The organism is Chitinophaga filiformis (assembly GCF_023100805.1).
Taxonomy (GTDB): domain Bacteria; phylum Bacteroidota; class Bacteroidia; order Chitinophagales; family Chitinophagaceae; genus Chitinophaga; species Chitinophaga filiformis_B.
Genome location: NZ_CP095855.1, coordinates 361,511 through 380,453 on the forward strand (window position 1 = coordinate 361,511; position 18,943 = coordinate 380,453).

Here is an 18,943-nt window from a genome sequence, read left to right on the forward strand (position 1 = left end):
AAATGACAATTAACCACCTTAACTTACCCGTATCAGATGTTGCAGCCGCAACAACATTCTTTGAATCTCATTTTGATTTCAAATGTCTGGAAACGAAAGGCGACAACATGATTGCTGTATTGACAAACCCGGCCGATTTTACGCTTGTACTGATGTCTTCAAAAATTAACAAGGGTGAGAATACCGCCTATCCTGATGCATTTCATATTGGGTTTATACTTGACAGTGCAGAAAAAGTGAATGACATTTTCTCAAAGCTAAAGACCGGCGGTATATCACTTGAGCGGGAGCCTCAGAAAATAAGAAATAGTTTCGGCTTCTATTTTTACTTTGACAATCTGTTTATTGAGGTGGCGCATTACCTGAACTGATATCATTGCTCCTGATTGCGTGCCATCCGCTTTGAAATCACCTCCCTTAAACGGCCCGCATTTCCATCTCCCCAATTGCCCAGTGCGGCAATAACCGGGATCAGGCTTTCCCCGAAAGCAGTTAAACTGTATTCAACTTTCGGCGGCGCCTGTGGATAGACAACCTTTGATATCAATTCATGCGCTTCGAGTTCATTCAACTGGATATTAAGCACTCTTCTTGAGGCATCAGGAATTTTCCTTTGCAGTTCGCTGGGGCGTTTATATCCTTCATTGATAAACCACAACAGGCGGAGCTTCCACTTGCCATACAACACTTCGGCAACGAGGTCAAGCCCGCAATGCAGGTTCGGAGAAATTTTCCTTTCGTACATAGTAACAAAATTAGCCAATACGTCAGATCTGACAATATGGGGAAAAATTTGTCCCTAGAATATGTCATTGATGGCGGGACAATTCCGACAGTTTAACTTGTATACAATCAGTATATCAACGGTGTGGAAATGATCTTAATTTACGTTCAGGATGTAAGATGAACGTAAATAAAGGCCATGGTTACACCGTTGGTACCGGATTGGTAGACGGAGCAGGCACATACCGCTGCTGCGATCCACTTCGTGAGGACCTAAAATATGTATAGAAGAAACTTCCCGGTCTTATTGCATCATTCAGCATCTACCAGCTGAACGGGCATAAGAACAGATAAACCGTTTTAGCTAAAACGGCTAAGTTAATTGTTAATATTCCTGTAGCGTGCCAGGTCCAATTTCCCCGTGTACTTCTCCTTATGATCAATCGTCTGGTACATTACATTACTATTCGGTAATGACTCAATAAACCGGATAATTTCCTCAATCGTGAATGGAGACTCCAAATGCACTTCCACTGCGGAAGATCCTTCTTTAACAGGTGATATCTCATAATCACCACCCAGAATGCGCTGCAATTTCAGGACATCCTGTTTGCTCTCGGCTCTAAAGCGATAAGTATTAATCATTGTTCCAGGTATAAGAATATCTGTTTGCAATCGTTACCAAATATAAATAAACACAAGCAATCGGTAATCAGGCTCAACCATACAAGGAAAGGATGTTGGAACGATCATTCAAGGCCGGATGGCTGTCGACGGAAAAACCAAAACCGGCTTTTGCACTATATTGTGGGATATATACTTTTTTCACATGACATCCGATAGAAATATTAGGATTTCGTGCATATTTTAATAAAGTGTGAACGTGACATGAATATGATCATATACAGGGAATTGGAAGACTATATTTACGAATACTGCCTGCAGTTCCAGACAGAAAATGAATTAAAGGCACACAAGACGCTCATGTGCCTGTCTAATAACCCCTCCGAACCTATGCTTGCCATGATGCGGAAAAAAGGCTGGATCAGCGATGAGCAGGTCATCCGGGAAATGATTGCAGATGGTCCTCATGAGCTGAAACGCCGGGTTGTAGAAAGGATCTGGCGGGAACACAAGGATGTACTGCCATTAAACCTTTGCCCTAAGTGTAACCTGATCGCCCGGACACCGCAGGCCCGTCAATGTCGCTTTTGCGGACATGACTGGCATCCTGCAGATACAACAAAGTAGCTGATACCAAGCATCAGGACAATTCCAGTATGCGTTCCACATTTATCTGCTCCAGGAAATATTCGTCATGCGACACTACGATGAGCGTACCCTTATACTCATTCACCGCAGCGGTCAGGATCTCAATATTCTGGATGTCCAGGTTGTTGGTAGGTTCGTCCAATACAATAATATCAGGCGTCTTATCGCTGATAGTCAGGCAGCAAAGCATTAAACGCATCTTTTCGCCACCACTGAGCGCACTGCAGGGCTTATCCCAGTAGTCCTTTGTAAACAGGAAACGTGTAAGACGGGTCTTTATCTCATGCTCCTGCAATGCAGCATCATTAAATCGCTCTGCCTGTTCATACACCTGAAGGCTATTATCGATCAATGAATAATCCTGGTCAATATACACTGCCCTGTTGTCCGCCCTGCTAACCGTTCCTGATACAGGTTCCAGTTTGCCCAGTATGATATTTATCAATGTGGTTTTGCCCGAGCCATTCAATCCCTTCAGCGCTATCCGCTCCCCACTGGTGATCTGAAAAGTTAAGGCCTGCTGCCAGAGCAAACGATCACCATAGCGGTGGTTCATATCATTCGCAGCAAATAATATCTTTCCTCTGTGCAATGTGGAATTATCAAAGCCTAACTTCATCTTATCCATGTCAGGCAAGTCTTTCCGCAGCTCGTTCAGTCCCTGGGAAATAGTAACTATCTTTTCTGCATGAACACCTTTTATCCGCGCAGTACTCTTCTCCGCGTTATTTCTGAAAGTGTTCATGGATATAGTTGGCAGTCCCGCTTTCTCCTGTTTTTTCTTACCGCGGGCATCCAGCTTTTGCTGTCTTTCCGCCGTCTCCCGTTCTGTTTCACGGGCCTTCCGCAATGCCTTTTCCTTACTCCTGATATCCTGGTCTAATGCATTGCCTTCAATCATTTTCTGTTCACGGTAAAAATCATAGTTACCTCCGTACACGACTATACCACGTTTGCTCAGTTCACAAACAGTATCCAGCAGGTTTAACAGTTTCCTGTCATGGCTGACTACGATCAAAGTACAGGAGGCCGACTGAATAAACTCGTACAACAACATTCTGCCAGATCTGTCCAGGTGATTACTCGGCTCATCCAGCAACACTATTTCAGGCTGATGAATAGCGATCCCTGCCAGGAAGACCTTGGTTTTCTGTCCACCGCTGAGCGTCGCCATTTCCTGGTGAAGATCCAGCTCCTCCAATCCCCAGTGGGTCAGGGCTTCCTTACATCTTTCTTCGATAGTCCAGTCATCGTTTAATATTGTCAGGTTCTCTTCCGTTACATCACCACCGAGAATTGCCTGCAGGGCCTTCAATTTATCTTCGATGCGAAGCGCCTGTGCAATGGTGATATTGTTGAACTGACCGAACAGCTGTGGTATGTAATAGGGTATACTATCAACCTGCATGACTCCGCCGGAAGGCTGGAGTACACCGGCGATAATTTTCAGCAGGGTAGATTTACCTGCGCCATTGTTGCCTACAAGGGCAATCTTATCTTGCCTGTTAACAGTCAGATTGATATTATCGAACAATAAATCCTTATTGGGATGGGTATACGTGAGATTTTGCAGAAATAACATAATTCCTTTCTTTTAAAAGCCAATAAATACAGCCCCACCCTGTTCGGGAAGTGCTGCTTATCTGTTTTGAAAGAAATTATATCTCACATTGACGGGTCTTTTCTTTTGATTGCTGCAAACTTAAACACTTTTTTTCATTTTTTCATTCACGTAAGGGTAATCCTTTCTCCGCATTGTGTACCTCGACGTCAATTTTTAAGCGCGCGGCATTGGAAGTGGTAAAAGTGCCCGTTCCTACCTTTACGTAGCTACGCACAACCATTGCCTGAATCATATCAAAAGCAGGAAAATACGGCAAAAGCACTATGACCGGTTTGCCGCCGGCAGGCAGGAGGGCAGTACGCTTTCGTTGTTTTACAGGCTGTTCTAAGCATTTAACAGGCCTGAAAAAAAGAACTCCTTCTTGTTAACTTAATGGACATTAAGCGCATTATTCATTAAATCCGTGTCGTTTTTTCAGCCCTGTTGTTGCAGGCATAGCTTAAGACTTTATTTTATTGTAAGCATGCATCAGCACTGGTGGCACAAAGTCTTTCAGCGCCCATCTTTTCCCTCCCTTATAGTCTTCCACCCGGTGCCTCCTGATCTTAAATAATGTGGTATGACTACCCAGTGCCGGATCCACTTCCTCCTGAGGCCTGCCATTCGTGTAATAATACAGCGCAATGGACTTCCTCGTACGATCTTCAGGACAATTCAATGGATCCGGATGGCCGTGATAGGAATCGGAAGTAGTACTGAAAATAGCCATCCTGTTAAACAGCGGTAATATCTTTACTTCTGCCTTTTCCATATTTCTGTCCCAAAGTTCAAAATGCCCCCCATAAGCCTCTTCCCAGTCCTTATTCAGGTATATTAAAACATTTAAACGGCGGTCAAGGTTGGTAATAGGATGCTTATTAAAGTCGGCATGTATCTTCAGCAATCCTCCTCTGACAATCTGGTGTAAACCGCCCCCTTCCAGGTAAGGATCGGGTATTAAAGCATCTATACCCGTAAGCGCTTCCAGGAACTTAAGAAAAGGACGGGAATTCAGAGAATTAATAAAATGTCGCGTGAAGGCGCCATAGTTGCTCTCATCTTTTAATGCCAGTTTCAGTTCCTGTGCATTATGGAATCGTTGCCAGTGTGCATTATTTGCTCCCGGAAATTCTTCGAGCACCTTATTCAGAGCTTCTTCCGGGAAGACATTATCCAGATAGATATGCGGAAACGGATGCCCTTCTATGTATTTATTTCGGTTCCTGGTAGCAAGTGCCTGTAGCTCGGCAACATCTGGCATATAGTAATTCATGACATGATAAATTGAATGAAAAAACATTACATATCGCCTATACGACAATTCAATTTAGGCTACCCTCATCAAATTAAAAATTATTTATTTTCGTAATATTATTTAACTTTACCATGGCTTACAAAAGAAAAGGACATCTCACCGTAATAGCAGAATGGTGCACACATCTGCGCAAAAAAATGCATAGACAGTACTGGAAAACAGAAAGAAAGGCTGGCAAGACATTTATAAAAAAGGAGCTGATTGAATACAGGAAACCCGCGGCTTAACTCAACCATTTCCTTAAAGCACTGGATTTTTCCCTGCTCACTACTACTTCCTCTGCGGGAGGGTTCAGGTCAAGTTTCAGCTTACCATTAAATACCTGGTGGATCTTTTGTATAGCGCCGGCAGATACAATGTATTGCCTTGTGGCCCTGAAAAAATCCCTGGGGTTCAGTTCCTGCTCCAGCTCTTCCAGGGTCATATCTATTGCATAACGTTCCGATTGCCTGGTCACGAGATAGACCAGTTTATGTTCCGAAAAGAAATAAGCGATGTTCTCTACCATTACCGGTATCAGCATGTCGCGGTAAGATACCAGGAAACGGGAACGGTATACTGCTTCCCGGTGTTGCATCTTCCTGATCACATCCAGCAGGTCTGGTCCGTTTGATTGGGAAACTAATCCTTTTATTCTCGTGATGCTTTTTTCGAGCTGTGCTTCCTCCAATGGTTTCAGCAAATAGTCAATGCCATTCACTTCAAAGGCCTTCAGGGCGTATTCATCGTAAGCGGTAATAAAGATAACATGCGACCGGATCTGTACATGGTCGAAGATCTCAAAGCTTAGCCCGTCTGTCAGTTTAATATCCATACAGATGATGTCGGGGTGTTCGTGCGCTTTCAGCCAGTCGATACTTGCCTGTACTGTCTGCAACTCTCCCACGATCTCAGTTTGTTTATCGATCTGTAACAACAGTTTTTTCAATCTTGCGGCATTAGGCAATTCATCTTCAATGATCAGTATGCTCAGCATGTTCCTTTGCATTTTTTTTCATCAATGGTATCTTCACTTCGAAATAGCTGCCGGTATTGCTAATAACAGGTTTACTGCCGCTTAGCAGCAGATAGCGCTGGGTAATGTTCTTTAGTCCCAGCTGTGCCCCTGGTTCCTGTATACGCTTCGGATTTTTGTTATTGCGCACCACCAGCCACTTATTGTCTGCGATGTAAATATCGATAATCAGCGGCGAATCGGTCGTGAACTGGTTATGTTTAATGGCATTTTCGATCAACAATTGCAGGGTCAGCGGAGCAATATCACTTTGCAGCTGTTCCACTTCCGGCGATATATTGATACGGATGGCCTGCCCATACCTGATCTGATGCAGGAAAAGCACATTCCTGATGAAATCGAGTTCCACTGCTATTGCAATTGTATTCTGCGTACGGTTTGTCAGCATATAGCGATAGATGGAAGATAGCTTTACCACGTAGTTAACAGACAGTGAGGGATTCTCCTCTATTAAGGATGTGAGCGCGCTCAGGTTATTAAACAGGAAATGCGGGTCCAGCTGCAACTTCAGGGCATCCAGTTGTGCCTGTACCGCCAGTTCGTTCAACTTAAATGCCTCCAGGCGTGCATTGTTCAACCTGTTGATGAGATGTTCTGCCGCGAAGATGGAGGTGATCACCAGGCAATAGATCATCCCGGTGATGGAAGATTGCCGGTAAAGTAACTGGTTAAAAGCGAATTTTTCCGGGAAGGGAACGTGGAAAAAAAGATAAAGCACCAGCAGAATAATACCCATGTGCGATATAAGCTGCACTATGAAGCGCATGCGCATATTCTTTTCCCAGGGCAACCTGCGGTGCAGCATATAGGTGAGCCATATACCGGTTTCTATTACCAGCAAGGGGAACAACCATGACACCAGGGTGTTGACAATAAAATCAAATACGGTGAATTGTCTCCAGGCGTTGAAGGTACGCTCGTAAGGGTTAATCAGGAAGAAAATGAGATTGGTAAGTAAACAAAAAATAGGATAGCCATAAAGTCGCAAGAATTTATAGTTGGATGTAGCCATAATATGTGAGACTTTTTACCAGGCCACACTATCCTATTGATGAATATGTTTAGTTGGAATATACGCGACGAACTGGCTTTGTCAGCAACTCCCATATCATATATAGTATGCCTAATGATAAAACAGATAAAACGATTTTAATAATGTTCAGCAATTTACCTATTTTATACAGCTGTGACGCATAATGAATAGTATTAGTCATGATCGCTTCCGTTTATTTGACGGCAATTTGGGGCAAATGCCAGACAATTACAGGCCAATCTGACTGAACTTACAAAAATCAGTACTGAACTGAAATTATGGCCTACCGAAGTGAAATGCCTGGTACGGCACACCTATTCCGGCAGGGCAAATGCCACATATGTATCGCCCGACTTACTCCCTACTTTTCCACCGCCACAGGCAATTACCACGTACTGCCTGCCCTCCAGGGAATAAACAGCCGGGGTAGCATACCCTGCGGCTGGCAATGCGGCCTGCCACAGCTGGCGGCCGGTCTTTTTGTCGAATGCCCTGATCTTTTCATCCTGTGTGGAGGCAACAAATATCAACCCGCCTTTGGTAACAACAGGTCCGCCGTATACCTGGGTCCCTGTTGGCGGTATCCCCCTCTTTTTAAGCGCTTCAAACTCACCCAAAGGTACTTTCCACAGCAGCTTACCTGTATTCAGATCGACGGCATTTAAAGTACCCCAGGGCGGTTTTATGCCCGGGTAACCATCTTTGTCCAGGAAGCGGATGTAACCTGTCATGGTGTAGGGCACCTCGTCAAGTATGCTCTTCTTCCCGGAGGTGTTAGCCCTTACCTGGGCCCCTGGTTCTTTAGCCGTGCTTTCTGTATGTAACAGGAAATCGATCAGCGCAGCTCTCTCTTCATCGGGGATCTGCCTGAACGAGGGCATCATATTCCTGCCGCTTTCTATTATTTTCCTGATCTGGTCCCTTGGGTATTTTCTACCAATGTTCACCAATGAGGGATAGGAGGTCCCGTTCCCCTTTAGTTCGGGGCCATGGCAGCTGATGCAATATTTATTGTAGGTATTGTGCCCGGTTGCATCATTTTCACCCTCCCCGGGTGCGTCTATCATGGTCAGCGTCCAGGGAAGTTCGGTACTGTTCACATACAGGATCTGCGTTTCAGGGTCTACAGCGGCGCCACCCCACTCGCCGCCGCCATCAAAACCCGGGAATATCCAGCTGCTTTCTTTGGAAGGAGGTGCAAACATGGCGGAATACTTCACCTTGCGGAACTGCTCCAGCATTTCCTGGTGCGCTTCGGGGCTCAGGTCGGTCAGATCTTCCTCGCTGAACTGCTGCCGGGCAAAAGGCTCCGGTAACACAGGCACCGGCTGCGTCGGCCATGGCGTTTCCCCCGGCAGCGCTTCCTGTGGAACGGCCCTTTCTGCTATCGGGAAAACCGGTTGGCCGTTCGTTCTGTCAAACAGGAATATATATCCGTGCTTGGTGATCTGCGCAACTGCGTCAATTGTCTTTCCGTCTTTATGCAGGGTCACCAGGTTGGGATTGGCAGCCAGATCGCGGTCCCAGAGGTCATGATGCACCACCTGGTAATGCCACAGATATTTCCCCGTGGCGGCATCCAGCGCTACCAGTGAATTGGCGAAAAGGTTACTTCCTTTCCGGAATCCTCCATAAAAGTCCCCACCTATACTTCCTGTCGGGACATATACAATGCCCCTTTCTTCATCCAGGGACATTCCCGCCCAGCTATTGGCGCCTCCGAGTTTTTTCCAGGCATCCTTATCTGGCCAGGTATCATACCCTGTCTCACCGGGATGAGGAATGGTATGAAAGATCCATCGGCGCCCGCCGGTACGTACATCAAAAGCACGGATATGACCCGGGGCCGCATCCGCCGATTCTGCCACCCTGCTCCCCATGATCAGCAGGTCTTTGTAGATAATACCCGGTGTATTGCCCGATACATAGGCATCTCCCTCCGTTTGCCGGTCAAGGTGTTCTGACAGATCAATATACCCACCTTTACCAAAACTTCTGACAGGCTTGCCATCCACAGCATTAATAGCATAAGTGCGATTACCTGCATTGTAAAAGATCCGCTTGTCCTTCCCATCTTTACTTTGCCAGTATACCACACCACGGCTCACCTTCATCAGGACGGCCGGATCATTCCTGGCGGCAGTATCTTCGGAAGCGGGATCGAACAGCCACTGTTGTATGCCGGTAGCAGCGTTTAGCGCAAAAAGTTTCAGGCGGGGAGAGAGGCCGTATAATATACCATCTACCATCACCGGGTTGCATTGATTCTGTGACCGGCCGGCGGTATCCTTATCATGTGTACTGTATGTCCAGGCTACCTGTAGCCGGGAAACATTATCGGGATTGATCTGCGTATTGGCGGAATAACGGATGCCATCTTTGGAGCCTGCATAGGTGGCCCAGGTATTATAATCTTTTGTAGCAGCAGGATCTTTACAGGAAGTAAGTATCAATAACGTGGACAGCGATACCAACCAAACAAGGTTCCTCATTAAACAAAGCTTTTGTATCCAATATAATAAAACAGGGACTGTCCTTTATTACCCTTGTTCTCTTTTTTACAATTTTAGCTTTGTCAGGTAGGCTTTCTTTGCGGTAGTATACAGGGGGAAAAGAATCCGCCATTCTAATAAAGGGGCAACCGGCTTCATTGCCAGCTGCCCCTTCCCCAATTTATACCGGATAAGGACCATCTTCGAATGCTTCCGCATGATAGCCCTTGGATCCTACTAGTTTGGCGAGCGGGCTACGCAGTTCTTCTCCCGCTTTCAGGCGCTCTATAACATACCTGAAATCATAGACAGGGTTCCATCCCAGCTCTTTCCTGGCTTTTTCATTCACGTATACCCTGTCAATTCCCTGGAACATCTTCCAGCCCCGCCGCTCATATTCCTTTACATAATCAGGAACGAGCCCCTGTACTACCCACAACGCATTATTCCGCAGATAGGTAGCATGTCCATGTACAAAAGGAGTAGTGGCGCTGATAATGTATTTCCCGAAACCTATCTCTTTTGCCTTTTTAGCCGCCAGTATATGTGCATTGACAGCGTCCTCCAGCTCCACGCGGCGATGGAGGAATTCATTGGCCTTCAGATTATCGTCAGCATAGGCATTTCTTACCTTGCGGTTATCGTCTTCTTCCGGGAAAAAGCGGGATGTTCTCAGTACAATACAGGGCAGTCCCTGGTTCCTGAAGAACAGCTGGCAGAGATCTTCCGCTGCTGCTTTGGTAACGCCATAGATGTTCTTGGGCACAGGTGTCACGTCTTCCGTGATCCAGGCTGCAGGTGCGCCCTCCTTAGGCTCCATCGCATCTCCGAAAACACTGGTCGTACTGGTAAAAACAAAAGCTTCCACACCTGCCGCAACAGATTCCTGCAACAGGTTCAGGGTACCTGTTATATTGGTATCAATGAAATCCTGCATGCTATGCGTGGCTACATGCGGCTTGTGTAATGTAGCGGTATGAAATACAGCCTCCACACCATCAAGACAACTTTTTACAAAGTCCCTGTCAGTGATGGAACCTACATGCGTTGTAAACGAAGAGGCAAGAATATCTATGCCAATCACCTCATAGTGCTGAGCCTTCAGTATACGGGCCAGCCCTTCTCCAAGATGTCCGGCGCTTCCGGTAACTAAAACTTTCATATGTTAGTGGTATCTTAATGTTCTTCACCCCTAAATTACGGGGTGTTCATCCAAATTTTGGGACATTTGTCCCACTTACAGATATGATCACAACGAATCTGCAACTGCGGAATTTAATGGAAGAGCTGACAGGCAATGAAAGCACCGGCAATGCTATCACACTGCGGACCCTTCAGCCCAAACAGCGGCTGATTGTACAGGATCAGGCGCTCCAGAGTGTATATGTTATAAGGTCGGGGGTGACAAAGTGTTTCATCACAGAAAACAATGAAAGAGATTATATCCTGGATTTCCTGGGAGAAGGTGAGATACTCGGGGAAATCGAAGCCATCAGGCACACCAGGGCAACGTGCACGATAGAAGCCATTACACCGCTGACCGTTTATACTATGACTAGCGTGCAGTTCCATCATTTCTTTAAAACACTGCCTGCCTTTGGCAGCGTTGTGCTGGAACTGATAGCCACCCGCCTGGCCAGGATCTCTGAAAAAGCAGCAAGACAACAGCTATATACCTTATCGGAAATATTGCCCCAGCTGCTGTCTGCACTGGAATCTCAACAGATCACATTTACGAAACAGGATCTTTCCGAATACCTGGGCATTTCCGTGAGAAGCCTGAACAGGTTATTGAAAGACGCCGGTCATACTACTTCTTAAGTGCTGCCATAAAAGCTTTCGTTTCTTCCCTGTATACAGTTATCAGGTGCGTACGCATGGAATCGGGCGTAGGGCTGGTTTGCCCTTCGGTCAGCATGGTAATATTCCTTGATGGCAATGCCGGCATATGGCAATCAATACAATTCTTCGAAAGTACCGCTGCCGGCAGTGAAGTCATTTTACAAAAGGCAGGTCCTTCCGGCTGATGACAACTCATACAACGCTGCGAGAAAGCCTGTAACCGGTTCCTTTCATTATTATGCGGATCATGACAGGATGAGCAGGTCATCTTATCACTTTTTATAAAACATTTACTGGCAGTAAATAACTGGTATTGTTTTCCATGTACATCCACCTCTGCCGCTCTCTCCGGACGGGTGAAATCGGGAAAGAAATAATCAGACAAGGCATCTCCCGGTTTAAATTCAAAAGCAGGTTTTTGCGGCGTACCCAGCCCGGAATGACACAATGCGCACATGTCCAGTTGTTGCTGTTTTTTCAAACCACCGATCTTTGTAATATGCATGGCTGCTTTTTCCTGCGGATGCGTGGTATGAAAAGCCACGTGCTCTGCCGCCGGACCATGGCACCGCTCACAATCAATACCGTACACCAGCTGATTTTTTTCAAACTCTTCAGACAGTTGCAAGCCTTCCATACTTACGCTCTTAATACCCACAGCGGAGCTATGGCAACCGAAACAGGTACTGGGTATCACCCTGTCAAATTTTGGATAAGAAGGAGGAAAACCAGGACTGTTCGCCCAGCTATGTGCAGGAATAAAATAGGACAGCGGCAGCTGGAAATACTTTCCATTCCGCCAGGAAAGAAAGGTCTGTGCCTTTCTGCCCGATCCGACACTAATGTCAAAACGATGCAGTTCCTGCAAAACACTATCTCCATAAGCAACCTGGAAAAGACCGCTATCCCTGGCTTCCATCACCACCTTTGTTCCATTGCCGTAAGAAAAGACATTATGAGGGTTCACAAAACTACCTTTGATAAGGGCCTGGGATGCAGGGCCGGAAGTTTTATAATGCCCTGTGCTCAGGTAACTATCATAAATACGCTTATGACAGCCCATGCAGGCGGCTGATCCGGCAAATTGTTCTCCCCGGAGATCTTTGTTATCTTCACCCGGCTGCTTATGGATGCATTGCGAAAAGATGATAATACAGGAAATGATCAACAGGGATACATATAGCAGGCGTTTGTTCATGACGTTGGAATAATGGTCTCAAGATATATATTTATAGTATGAAACAAAAGATCGCTCATATCACGCTTGTCGTAGACAATTACGATGATGCTATCCGGTTCTATACCGAAAAACTACACTTTACCCTTATTGAAGACACCCCGCTGAGCGATAACAAAAGATGGGTGCTGGTAGCACCACCGGGTTCAGACGGAACCTTCCTGCTGCTGGCACAAGCTGTTGGTGAACAGCAGAAAAGCAGGATAGGCAATCAGACCGGAGGAAGAGTATTCCTGTTCCTTTATACCGACGACTTTGAAAGAGACTTTCAAAACCTGCAGGATAAGGGCGTAAAAATCGTCCGGCAACCTGTCCGGGAACCCTATGGAACAGTCGCTGTTTTTGAAGACCTGTATGGCAATATGTGGGACCTGATACAGCCTGCGGGATCACGATATTTTTAAAGACAATACAGCTACAGAAGTATTCGCAGACAGCCACACTGAATGCCCGGACCTAGCCGCATTTAAGTGACATCACCCATATTGCCCCGAACAATATTCAAATATTTATGCACATCATCCAACTGAATGATTATCAAATAACAACAGCCCGTTTTTGCAGTACATTTTAACGCCATTCTTTTGAATCTTTTTTGCAATTCAGAAAATTGTTATAACCTTTGTATGGTAATTAAATTTACAATGGACACTGATTCCTCTATACGTGCAGACCTGCACTTCTTACACTTCACCATTCTTAACACTTCTCCCCCCGGAATTTAGTTAAATGAACGACGGAAAGTTTTAACAGGCTTACTGTCTGCACACGTTTAACTACAGCCAACAACTGTAAGAACAACGCTATGTACACTTGTACGGACTCGTACAATCAATTCGCATATATGCATCTATATGCGTCAACAGCATCCTATTTTCTATATCATATAAACACCACACATTTATGCAAACATCTGAAGTGTTCAGGTGGCTGGTCATTATCGGCTTACCCGTACTATGCCTTATTCTCTACAAGTACATCCTTCGCGTCTTCTTTGGTCTTGTTATAGTACCGGAAGACAAGCTCGGTCTTGTTACAAAAAAATTCGTCCTGGTTGGTAAACAGGAATTGCCGGAAGGTCGCATCATCGCTACAAATGGCGAAGCAGGTTTCCAGGCACAGACACTGGCGCCCGGTGTTTATTTCGGAAAGTGGTTCTGGCAATACGAGGTCACTTTCCAGTCCTTTACCATCATCCCTACCGGTAAGATCGGTCTCGTACTTGCAAAAGACGGTACTGAACTAAGACCGGGGGCTGTTATGGCCCGCCGTGTGGATTGCGATGCATATCAGAACGCAGAAGCATTCCTTAACAATGGTGGACAAAAAGGACGGCAGACGGCCATCATGACACCAGGTTCTTATCGTATCAACACATTCCTTTTTGAAGTGGAAATTACTGATATGACCACCGTACCTGACAACGCAGTAGGTATCGTTACCACACTGGAAGGCCAGGCCATCGAAGCCGGCCAGATTGCAGGTAAGACTATCCCTGACCATAACAACTTCCAGAATGCAGACGCATTCCTGAACAATGGCGGTTATAAAGGTCTGCAGGAGCAGGTGATCCTGTCCGGTTCCTACTTCCTGAACCCCTGGTTTGCCAAAGTAGAGATGCGGCAGATGACAGAGATACCGATCAGCCATGTGGGTGTCGTGATCTCCTATGTGGGTAGTGATGGAGAGGACCTCAGTGGTATAGAGTTCAAACATGGTAATATCGTTGCAAAAAACCATAAGGGTGTATGGGCTGACCCATTGGGACCAGGTAAATATCCTATCAACCCATATATCATGAAGGTGGAATACGTACCCACTACCAACCTGGTGCTGAACTGGGCTTCTGCACGGAGCGAAGCGCACCAGCTGGATAAGAACCTGTCTACTATCACCGTACGTAGTAAGGACGGTTTTACCTTCAACCTGGACGTAGCACAGATCATTCATATTCCGTCTACCGAAGCGCCTAAAGTAATTGCCCGTTTCGGTAATATGGGGAACCTTGTTACACAGGTCTTGGAACCTACCATCGGTAACTACTTCCGTAACTCCGCACAGGATGCTGAGGTGATCGACTTCCTGAAGAGCCGTAAGGAAAGACAGGAATCTGCCAAATTACACATTGGCAGGGTACTGGAACAATACAACGTATTCGGTGTGGATACACTGATCGGTGATATCGTACCTCCTGAAAGCCTGATGAAAACTCTGACAGACCGTAAACTGGCCGAAGAGCAGAAGGTAACCTACGACACGCAGATGCGTGCACAGGAAACCAGGCAGGCACTCGAAAAAGAAACGGCTATTGCTGAAATCCAGAAAGAGATCGTTAAGGCTGACCAGGGTGTACTGATCGCTGAAAGGATCGCTGACGCTGCTGTTAAGAAAGCCACTGGTGATGCCAATAGCGTGCGTCTGCAGGCGAATGCGGAAGCTGACAGAATGAAACTGCTGGCAAGCGGTGAGGCAGAAAAAGTACGCGTACTGGCAAAGGCGGAGGCCGAAAGAACAGAGCTGATCGCAAAAGCCGATGCCGAAAAGATCTCACTGACAGGTAATGCAGAAGCAGAGAAGATCCTTGCTATTGGTAAGTCCAGCGCCGAATCCTATAAACTGGCCGTGGAAGCAATGGGTGGTAACAACTTTACCCAGCTGAAGGTGATGGAAGCCATCGGTGAACAGCATATCAAGATCATGCCTGACATCCTCATCGGAGGTGGTGACAGTACCAACGGTTCTATCAGCGGTCTGCTGGGACTAAAACTGCTGGAGCAGCTGGGCAACAAACAGGAAGCATCCAGAGAAGAAAGTAAATAACCCTTTCATCCATTTACATGCAATGAAGGGCCGATCACGAAGACCGGCCCTTTTCCATTCCTGTTCGGACAGTTATACTGTCGTTAGTTTATCTGCCGGAGAGCAAAAATTCATATAAAGAAAAGCAATAGCAGCAATACGCCAGGCAATGCTACCGTCCACATTCCAAAATGAGCCGCCAGGAATGCACCTGCCAGGCAACCAGCCAGGAAGCCCCCAATAACAATGAACTGTTTCGCAAATGCCGGCCGGTGATCGCTGTTCCATACACCCGGCATCAGTATTTTTGCAATGTCCAGCGTCAGCTGCGTTACATTACCCGTCATCATCGTAGTTGGTGCATACGCTGCAGTAGCGTACAGGCGCCCGAATGCATTCTGAATGCCCATAGCCAGCACCACTATATAAGGCATTACTGCACTCCATGCACTACCCGGTCTGCCAAAAGCAATATCGAGTCCCCCCGCTACCAGCAGGATCGCACCTTCTACCAGCAGCAGCGTATAACCGCTTTTCAGTTTTGGCGCAAACCATCCGGCTGCAATAACAGCCGCGGTGAATACCGGGAAGGAAAGTAATTTCAACCAGGACTTTGCTTCAGCGCCCCTGATGAGGTCATACGCAAATACAACGAAGTTGCCGGTCACGTGCGCAGAAAATAATTCGTCTGCCGCAGTAAAGGTAGCTGCATCGCAAAAGCCCGCAGCAAAGGCCAGGCATATGCTGATGTAGGCAATATTCTTCTTTTCGTCCATAGTCTGTTATCTTAAATGTGCTCTTAACATCCAGGCCATTTTTTCATGTTGTTCCATAAGACCTGTAATGTAGTCGCTCGTGCCCTGGTCATGCCAGTCGTTCGCAAAGCGGTTGATATTCTCCCGCAAATGAATGATCAGGCTTTCATGATCAGACAGTAACTCGCCGATAAAACCTGCGCCATCATTTGCCGAACGGCTTTTTTCAGTCAGGTGTGTCAACGCAAGGTATTCCTTGAGCGTGGCAGGAGCATAATGGCCCAGGGAGCGTATGCGTTCTGCCACACCATCCATGATCTCATCCAGTTCTTCATACTGCTGCTCAAAAAACACATGCTTGGAATGAAAGTCCGGACCTTCTACATTCCAGTGCGCATTACGGGTCTTGGCATACAACAGGAATTCATCTGCCAGTATCCTGGCCAGCTCGTGCGAGATCTGCGACAGGTAATCTTTCTTGATACCGATATTTGGCTCCATCTGTAAAATATTTTATTGTGTTAATAGTGAATAGATGTAATGATCTGCTGAAATAGTCCCGGCGCCCACGCACAAGAGGAAAAGGAAGCAAAGCGTGTACATATAGGGAACATCCCTTACTTCAACGTTATCGTGCCGGTGTACTACAAAATAACCAATAGCCGTCACACCGATGACAGGTAGCACCACCAATCGTGTAGCAATACCGATCATGACCAGGAAAGGCGCTACGGTATCAGATAGTGTCGCCACCATGGCGTTCAGTTTCTCAGGAAGATGTAAGGGGTTAGGTACATGTTCCCGCTGTCCGTTCTCCAGCCTGAATTTCTTCAGGCCGTGTACCCTGAACAACTCCAATGCAAGTAATATCCTGAAAACAAACATTGCCCAGTTATTGATATCACTTCCCATATCGGAGTATAATACACCTTTCAGTATGTCTGTCATCTTCTCGTTATTGATTTAAAAAGCAAAACAGGAGCAGCCCAATGCGCCCCAGAAAGCTGTATAATTATTTACCGGCACATCACTTCTGCGGGCTTTGTCATGTTCATGACCATGCACGCCACAATTGCCTATACATTGATGCACCATAGCGCTGATGTCATTTACAGGGGCCTTTTCTGCGAACTTATAGGTCTTGGCGCCTAACTTATTGGAGCCGGGATGATAGCCATTATAAATGGCTGTGGGAGACCAGTCCGGTAATATCGGGATGGGCGGTGGCGCCCACTGATTGAAATCGCCTTTGGCATATACAATCCGGCCATCTACAATGGTCAGGTCAGCTTCAATCCCCTTTATTTCTTCTTCCGTTACGGTGAAATAGTCACTGTCCAACACCGTCAGATCTGCCAGCATGCCAACCTTTATAGCGCCCTTCTTTTGCTGTTCATTAGAGAACCAGGCACTACCCCTGGTGTACAGTTCCAATGCGGTCTCCCTGCTCAGGCGCTGTTGATCGGGGTATAGTTGCAGACCGCCTACCGTTCTTCCTGCACTCAGCCAATATAGCCCTACCCAGGGATTGTAGCTGGACACACGGGTGGCGTCACTACCTGCTCCCACAGGTACGCCCATTTCCAGCATTCGTTTAACCGGCGGCGTATGCGCTGCAGCTGCTTCACCATATCTGTCTGTAAAATATTCTCCCTGGTAAGCCATGCGGCTTTGGATGGCAATACCTCCGCCCAGCGCTTTCACCCGCTCTATATTCTTTTCATCGATCGTCTCTGCATGGTCAAAGATCCAGGGCAAACCCTGGAAAGGTATATCCCTGTTCACCTTTTCAAACACGTTCAGGAAACGGGTGATGCTTTCATTGTATGTAGCGTGCAGGCGGAAGGGCCAGCGATTGCTTACCAGCAGGCGCACCACTCTTTCCAGCTCTTCTTCCATTACAGCAGGAAGATCAGGACGCGGCTGTACAAAAGATTCAAAATCCGCCGCAGAGAATACCAGCATTTCTCCTGCACCGTTGTGCCGGTACATATCGTCGCCCTGGTATACTTTCACAGATTTTATCCAACTGTCAAAATCTTCCTCTTCGTGTTTCGGCCTTTGTGTAAACAGATTGTAGGCAATACGTACAGTAAGCTGCCCCTGCTTGTGCAGTTCATCTATCACTTTATAGTCGTCGGGGAAATTCTGGTATCCGCCTCCCGCATCAATCACACTGGTAATGCCAAAACGGTTCATTTCGCGCATGAAATGCCTGCTGGAATTCACCTGGTATTCGTAAGACAGCTTAGGTCCTTTGGCCAGTGTAGAATACAGGATCATGGCATTCGGCGTGGCCAGCAACAAGCCGGTAGGTTCCCCGCCTGCATCCCGCTGGATCTTTCCTCCCGGAGGATCGGGTGTATCTTTTGTATATCCCACCGCTCTTAATGCAGCCCTGTTCAGCAAAGCCCTGTCGTACAGGTGCAGGATGAAAACGGGCGTATCCGGCGCTGCCGCGTTGATCTCATCCAGCGTGGGCATGCGCTTTTCGGCAAACTGAAATTCGCTCCAGCCGCCTACTACGCGTACCCATTGCGGCGAAGGCGTACGGGCTACCTGTTCTTTCAGCATCCTCATGGCATCTGCCAGGGAGGGCACACCATCCCAGCGTAATTCCAGGTTGAAGTTCAGGCCACCACGTATCAGGTGTGTATGGGAATCATTTAAACCGGGAATAGTACGTCTTCTTTTCAGATCTATTAATGTAGTGCCTTCGCCCGCCATTTTCATGACGCTTATATCGTCGCCGACGGCTACGAATTTGCCGTCTTTGATGGCAACCGCTGTAGCAGCAGGGTTATCCCGGTCAACTGTATGTATACTCCCGTTATAAAGTATCAGATCTGCTTTCATG

General features: G+C 46.7%; 18 protein-coding genes. 5 read left to right on the top strand and 13 right to left on the bottom strand.

Features of this window, described 5'->3' with window-relative positions; all coding sequences use genetic code 11:
- The first annotated feature begins 2 nt into the window (after positions 1–2).
- The gene (locus MYF79_RS01600; RefSeq protein WP_247812247.1) at positions 3–371 is read left to right on the top strand and encodes a VOC family protein; all 369 of its coding nucleotides are present in this window, start codon (positions 3–5) and stop codon (positions 369–371) included.
- A 2-nt stretch (positions 372–373) separates the two neighbouring features.
- Here the strand turns inward: MYF79_RS01600 and MYF79_RS01605 are convergent, their stop codons facing one another.
- Positions 374–745, bottom strand: coding sequence for a winged helix-turn-helix transcriptional regulator (locus MYF79_RS01605; protein ID WP_247812248.1), 372 nt, complete (start codon positions 743–745; stop codon positions 374–376).
- A gap of 356 nt (positions 746–1,101) precedes the next feature.
- A complete protein-coding gene (locus MYF79_RS01610; protein WP_199653877.1) occupies positions 1,102–1,368 on the bottom strand; it encodes a hypothetical protein in 267 nt (88 codons plus the stop codon).
- Positions 1,369–1,611: 243 nt separating this feature from the next.
- On the opposite strand from MYF79_RS01610, the gene MYF79_RS01615 reads away from it, so the two are divergent.
- Positions 1,612–1,974: a hypothetical protein gene (locus MYF79_RS01615; RefSeq protein ID WP_247812249.1), complete on the top strand. Its 363-nt coding sequence runs from the start codon at positions 1,612–1,614 to the stop codon at positions 1,972–1,974.
- A 13-nt stretch (positions 1,975–1,987) separates the two neighbouring features.
- On the opposite strand, the gene abc-f is transcribed toward MYF79_RS01615, so the two are convergent.
- From abc-f to MYF79_RS01645, 6 genes are all read right to left on the bottom strand, one after another.
- Complete coding sequence (gene abc-f / locus MYF79_RS01620; RefSeq protein ID WP_247812250.1) at positions 1,988–3,577, bottom strand: ribosomal protection-like ABC-F family protein; 1,590 nt, start codon at positions 3,575–3,577, stop codon at positions 1,988–1,990.
- A gap of 481 nt (positions 3,578–4,058) precedes the next feature.
- Positions 4,059–4,871, bottom strand: a complete 813-nt coding sequence (locus tag MYF79_RS01625; protein ID WP_247812251.1) for a 2OG-Fe(II) oxygenase — start codon at positions 4,869–4,871, stop codon at positions 4,059–4,061.
- A 265-nt stretch (positions 4,872–5,136) separates the two neighbouring features.
- A complete protein-coding gene (locus MYF79_RS01630; protein WP_247812252.1) occupies positions 5,137–5,889 on the bottom strand; it encodes a LytR/AlgR family response regulator transcription factor in 753 nt (250 codons plus the stop codon).
- Entirely contained in the window at positions 5,867–6,940 is a 1,074-nt protein-coding gene (locus tag MYF79_RS01635; RefSeq protein ID WP_247812253.1) for a sensor histidine kinase, read from the bottom strand. Before MYF79_RS01635 ends, MYF79_RS01630 begins: the two co-directional genes overlap by 23 nt.
- A gap of 335 nt (positions 6,941–7,275) precedes the next feature.
- The gene (locus tag MYF79_RS01640; protein WP_247812254.1) at positions 7,276–9,453 is read right to left on the bottom strand and encodes a PQQ-binding-like beta-propeller repeat protein; all 2,178 of its coding nucleotides are present in this window, start codon (positions 9,451–9,453) and stop codon (positions 7,276–7,278) included.
- A gap of 181 nt (positions 9,454–9,634) precedes the next feature.
- The gene (locus MYF79_RS01645; protein WP_247812255.1) at positions 9,635–10,615 is read right to left on the bottom strand and encodes an NAD-dependent epimerase/dehydratase family protein; all 981 of its coding nucleotides are present in this window, start codon (positions 10,613–10,615) and stop codon (positions 9,635–9,637) included.
- An 83-nt stretch (positions 10,616–10,698) separates the two neighbouring features.
- On the opposite strand from MYF79_RS01645, the gene MYF79_RS01650 reads away from it, so the two are divergent.
- The gene (locus MYF79_RS01650; protein ID WP_247812256.1) at positions 10,699–11,274 is read left to right on the top strand and encodes a Crp/Fnr family transcriptional regulator; all 576 of its coding nucleotides are present in this window, start codon (positions 10,699–10,701) and stop codon (positions 11,272–11,274) included.
- On the opposite strand, the gene MYF79_RS01655 is transcribed toward MYF79_RS01650, so the two are convergent.
- Positions 11,264–12,493, bottom strand: coding sequence for a multiheme c-type cytochrome (locus MYF79_RS01655; RefSeq protein WP_247812257.1), 1,230 nt, complete (start codon positions 12,491–12,493; stop codon positions 11,264–11,266). The two genes, MYF79_RS01650 and MYF79_RS01655, sit on opposite strands and share 11 nt — an antisense overlap.
- Positions 12,494–12,531: 38 nt before the next feature.
- Between MYF79_RS01655 and MYF79_RS01660 the strand changes: the two genes are divergently transcribed.
- Positions 12,532–12,936, top strand: a complete 405-nt coding sequence (locus MYF79_RS01660; protein WP_247812258.1) for a VOC family protein — start codon at positions 12,532–12,534, stop codon at positions 12,934–12,936.
- A gap of 499 nt (positions 12,937–13,435) precedes the next feature.
- On the top strand, positions 13,436–15,352 hold the full coding sequence (locus tag MYF79_RS01665) for an SPFH domain-containing protein (RefSeq protein ID WP_247812259.1): 1,917 nt from the start codon (positions 13,436–13,438) through the stop codon (positions 15,350–15,352).
- A gap of 110 nt (positions 15,353–15,462) precedes the next feature.
- Here MYF79_RS01665 and MYF79_RS01670 read toward each other — a convergent pair whose 3' ends face one another.
- The 4 genes from MYF79_RS01670 to MYF79_RS01685 are packed head-to-tail and all read right to left on the bottom strand — an operon-like array spanning position 15,463 to position 18,942.
- Positions 15,463–16,107 carry a YoaK family protein gene (locus tag MYF79_RS01670; RefSeq protein WP_247812260.1) on the bottom strand — a complete coding sequence of 215 codons (645 nt, stop codon included), beginning with the start codon at positions 16,105–16,107 and terminating at the stop codon, positions 15,463–15,465.
- A 6-nt stretch (positions 16,108–16,113) separates the two neighbouring features.
- Complete coding sequence (locus MYF79_RS01675; protein WP_247812261.1) at positions 16,114–16,587, bottom strand: Dps family protein; 474 nt, start codon at positions 16,585–16,587, stop codon at positions 16,114–16,116.
- Between the two features lie 12 nt (positions 16,588–16,599).
- On the bottom strand, positions 16,600–17,034 hold the full coding sequence (locus MYF79_RS01680) for a DoxX family protein (RefSeq protein WP_247812262.1): 435 nt from the start codon (positions 17,032–17,034) through the stop codon (positions 16,600–16,602).
- Between the two features lie 15 nt (positions 17,035–17,049).
- On the bottom strand, positions 17,050–18,942 hold the full coding sequence (locus MYF79_RS01685; protein WP_247812263.1) for an amidohydrolase: 1,893 nt from the start codon (positions 18,940–18,942) through the stop codon (positions 17,050–17,052).
- Position 18,943: the final 1 nt, after the last annotated feature.

Excerpts from the sequence above, each read along its gene's own strand:
- MYF79_RS01600 (WP_247812247.1), top strand. The coding sequence starts at position 3 with ATGACAATTAACCACCTTAACTTACCCGTATCAGATGTTGCAGCCGCA.
- MYF79_RS01605 (WP_247812248.1), bottom strand. The coding sequence starts at position 745 with ATGTACGAAAGGAAAATTTCTCCGAACCTGCATTGCGGGCTTGACCTC.
- MYF79_RS01610 (WP_199653877.1), bottom strand. The coding sequence starts at position 1,368 with ATGATTAATACTTATCGCTTTAGAGCCGAGAGCAAACAGGATGTCCTG.
- MYF79_RS01615 (WP_247812249.1), top strand. The coding sequence starts at position 1,612 with ATGAATATGATCATATACAGGGAATTGGAAGACTATATTTACGAATAC.
- abc-f (WP_247812250.1), bottom strand. The coding sequence starts at position 3,577 with ATGTTATTTCTGCAAAATCTCACGTATACCCATCCCAATAAGGATTTA.
- MYF79_RS01625 (WP_247812251.1), bottom strand. The coding sequence starts at position 4,871 with ATGAATTACTATATGCCAGATGTTGCCGAGCTACAGGCACTTGCTACC.
- MYF79_RS01630 (WP_247812252.1), bottom strand. The coding sequence starts at position 5,889 with ATGCTGAGCATACTGATCATTGAAGATGAATTGCCTAATGCCGCAAGA.
- MYF79_RS01635 (WP_247812253.1), bottom strand. The coding sequence starts at position 6,940 with ATGGCTACATCCAACTATAAATTCTTGCGACTTTATGGCTATCCTATT.
- MYF79_RS01640 (WP_247812254.1), bottom strand. The coding sequence starts at position 9,453 with ATGAGGAACCTTGTTTGGTTGGTATCGCTGTCCACGTTATTGATACTT.
- MYF79_RS01645 (WP_247812255.1), bottom strand. The coding sequence starts at position 10,615 with ATGAAAGTTTTAGTTACCGGAAGCGCCGGACATCTTGGAGAAGGGCTG.
- MYF79_RS01650 (WP_247812256.1), top strand. The coding sequence starts at position 10,699 with ATGATCACAACGAATCTGCAACTGCGGAATTTAATGGAAGAGCTGACA.
- MYF79_RS01655 (WP_247812257.1), bottom strand. The coding sequence starts at position 12,493 with ATGAACAAACGCCTGCTATATGTATCCCTGTTGATCATTTCCTGTATT.
- MYF79_RS01660 (WP_247812258.1), top strand. The coding sequence starts at position 12,532 with ATGAAACAAAAGATCGCTCATATCACGCTTGTCGTAGACAATTACGAT.
- MYF79_RS01665 (WP_247812259.1), top strand. The coding sequence starts at position 13,436 with ATGCAAACATCTGAAGTGTTCAGGTGGCTGGTCATTATCGGCTTACCC.
- MYF79_RS01670 (WP_247812260.1), bottom strand. The coding sequence starts at position 16,107 with ATGGACGAAAAGAAGAATATTGCCTACATCAGCATATGCCTGGCCTTT.
- MYF79_RS01675 (WP_247812261.1), bottom strand. The coding sequence starts at position 16,587 with ATGGAGCCAAATATCGGTATCAAGAAAGATTACCTGTCGCAGATCTCG.
- MYF79_RS01680 (WP_247812262.1), bottom strand. The coding sequence starts at position 17,034 with ATGACAGACATACTGAAAGGTGTATTATACTCCGATATGGGAAGTGAT.
- MYF79_RS01685 (WP_247812263.1), bottom strand. The coding sequence starts at position 18,942 with ATGAAAGCAGATCTGATACTTTATAACGGGAGTATACATACAGTTGAC.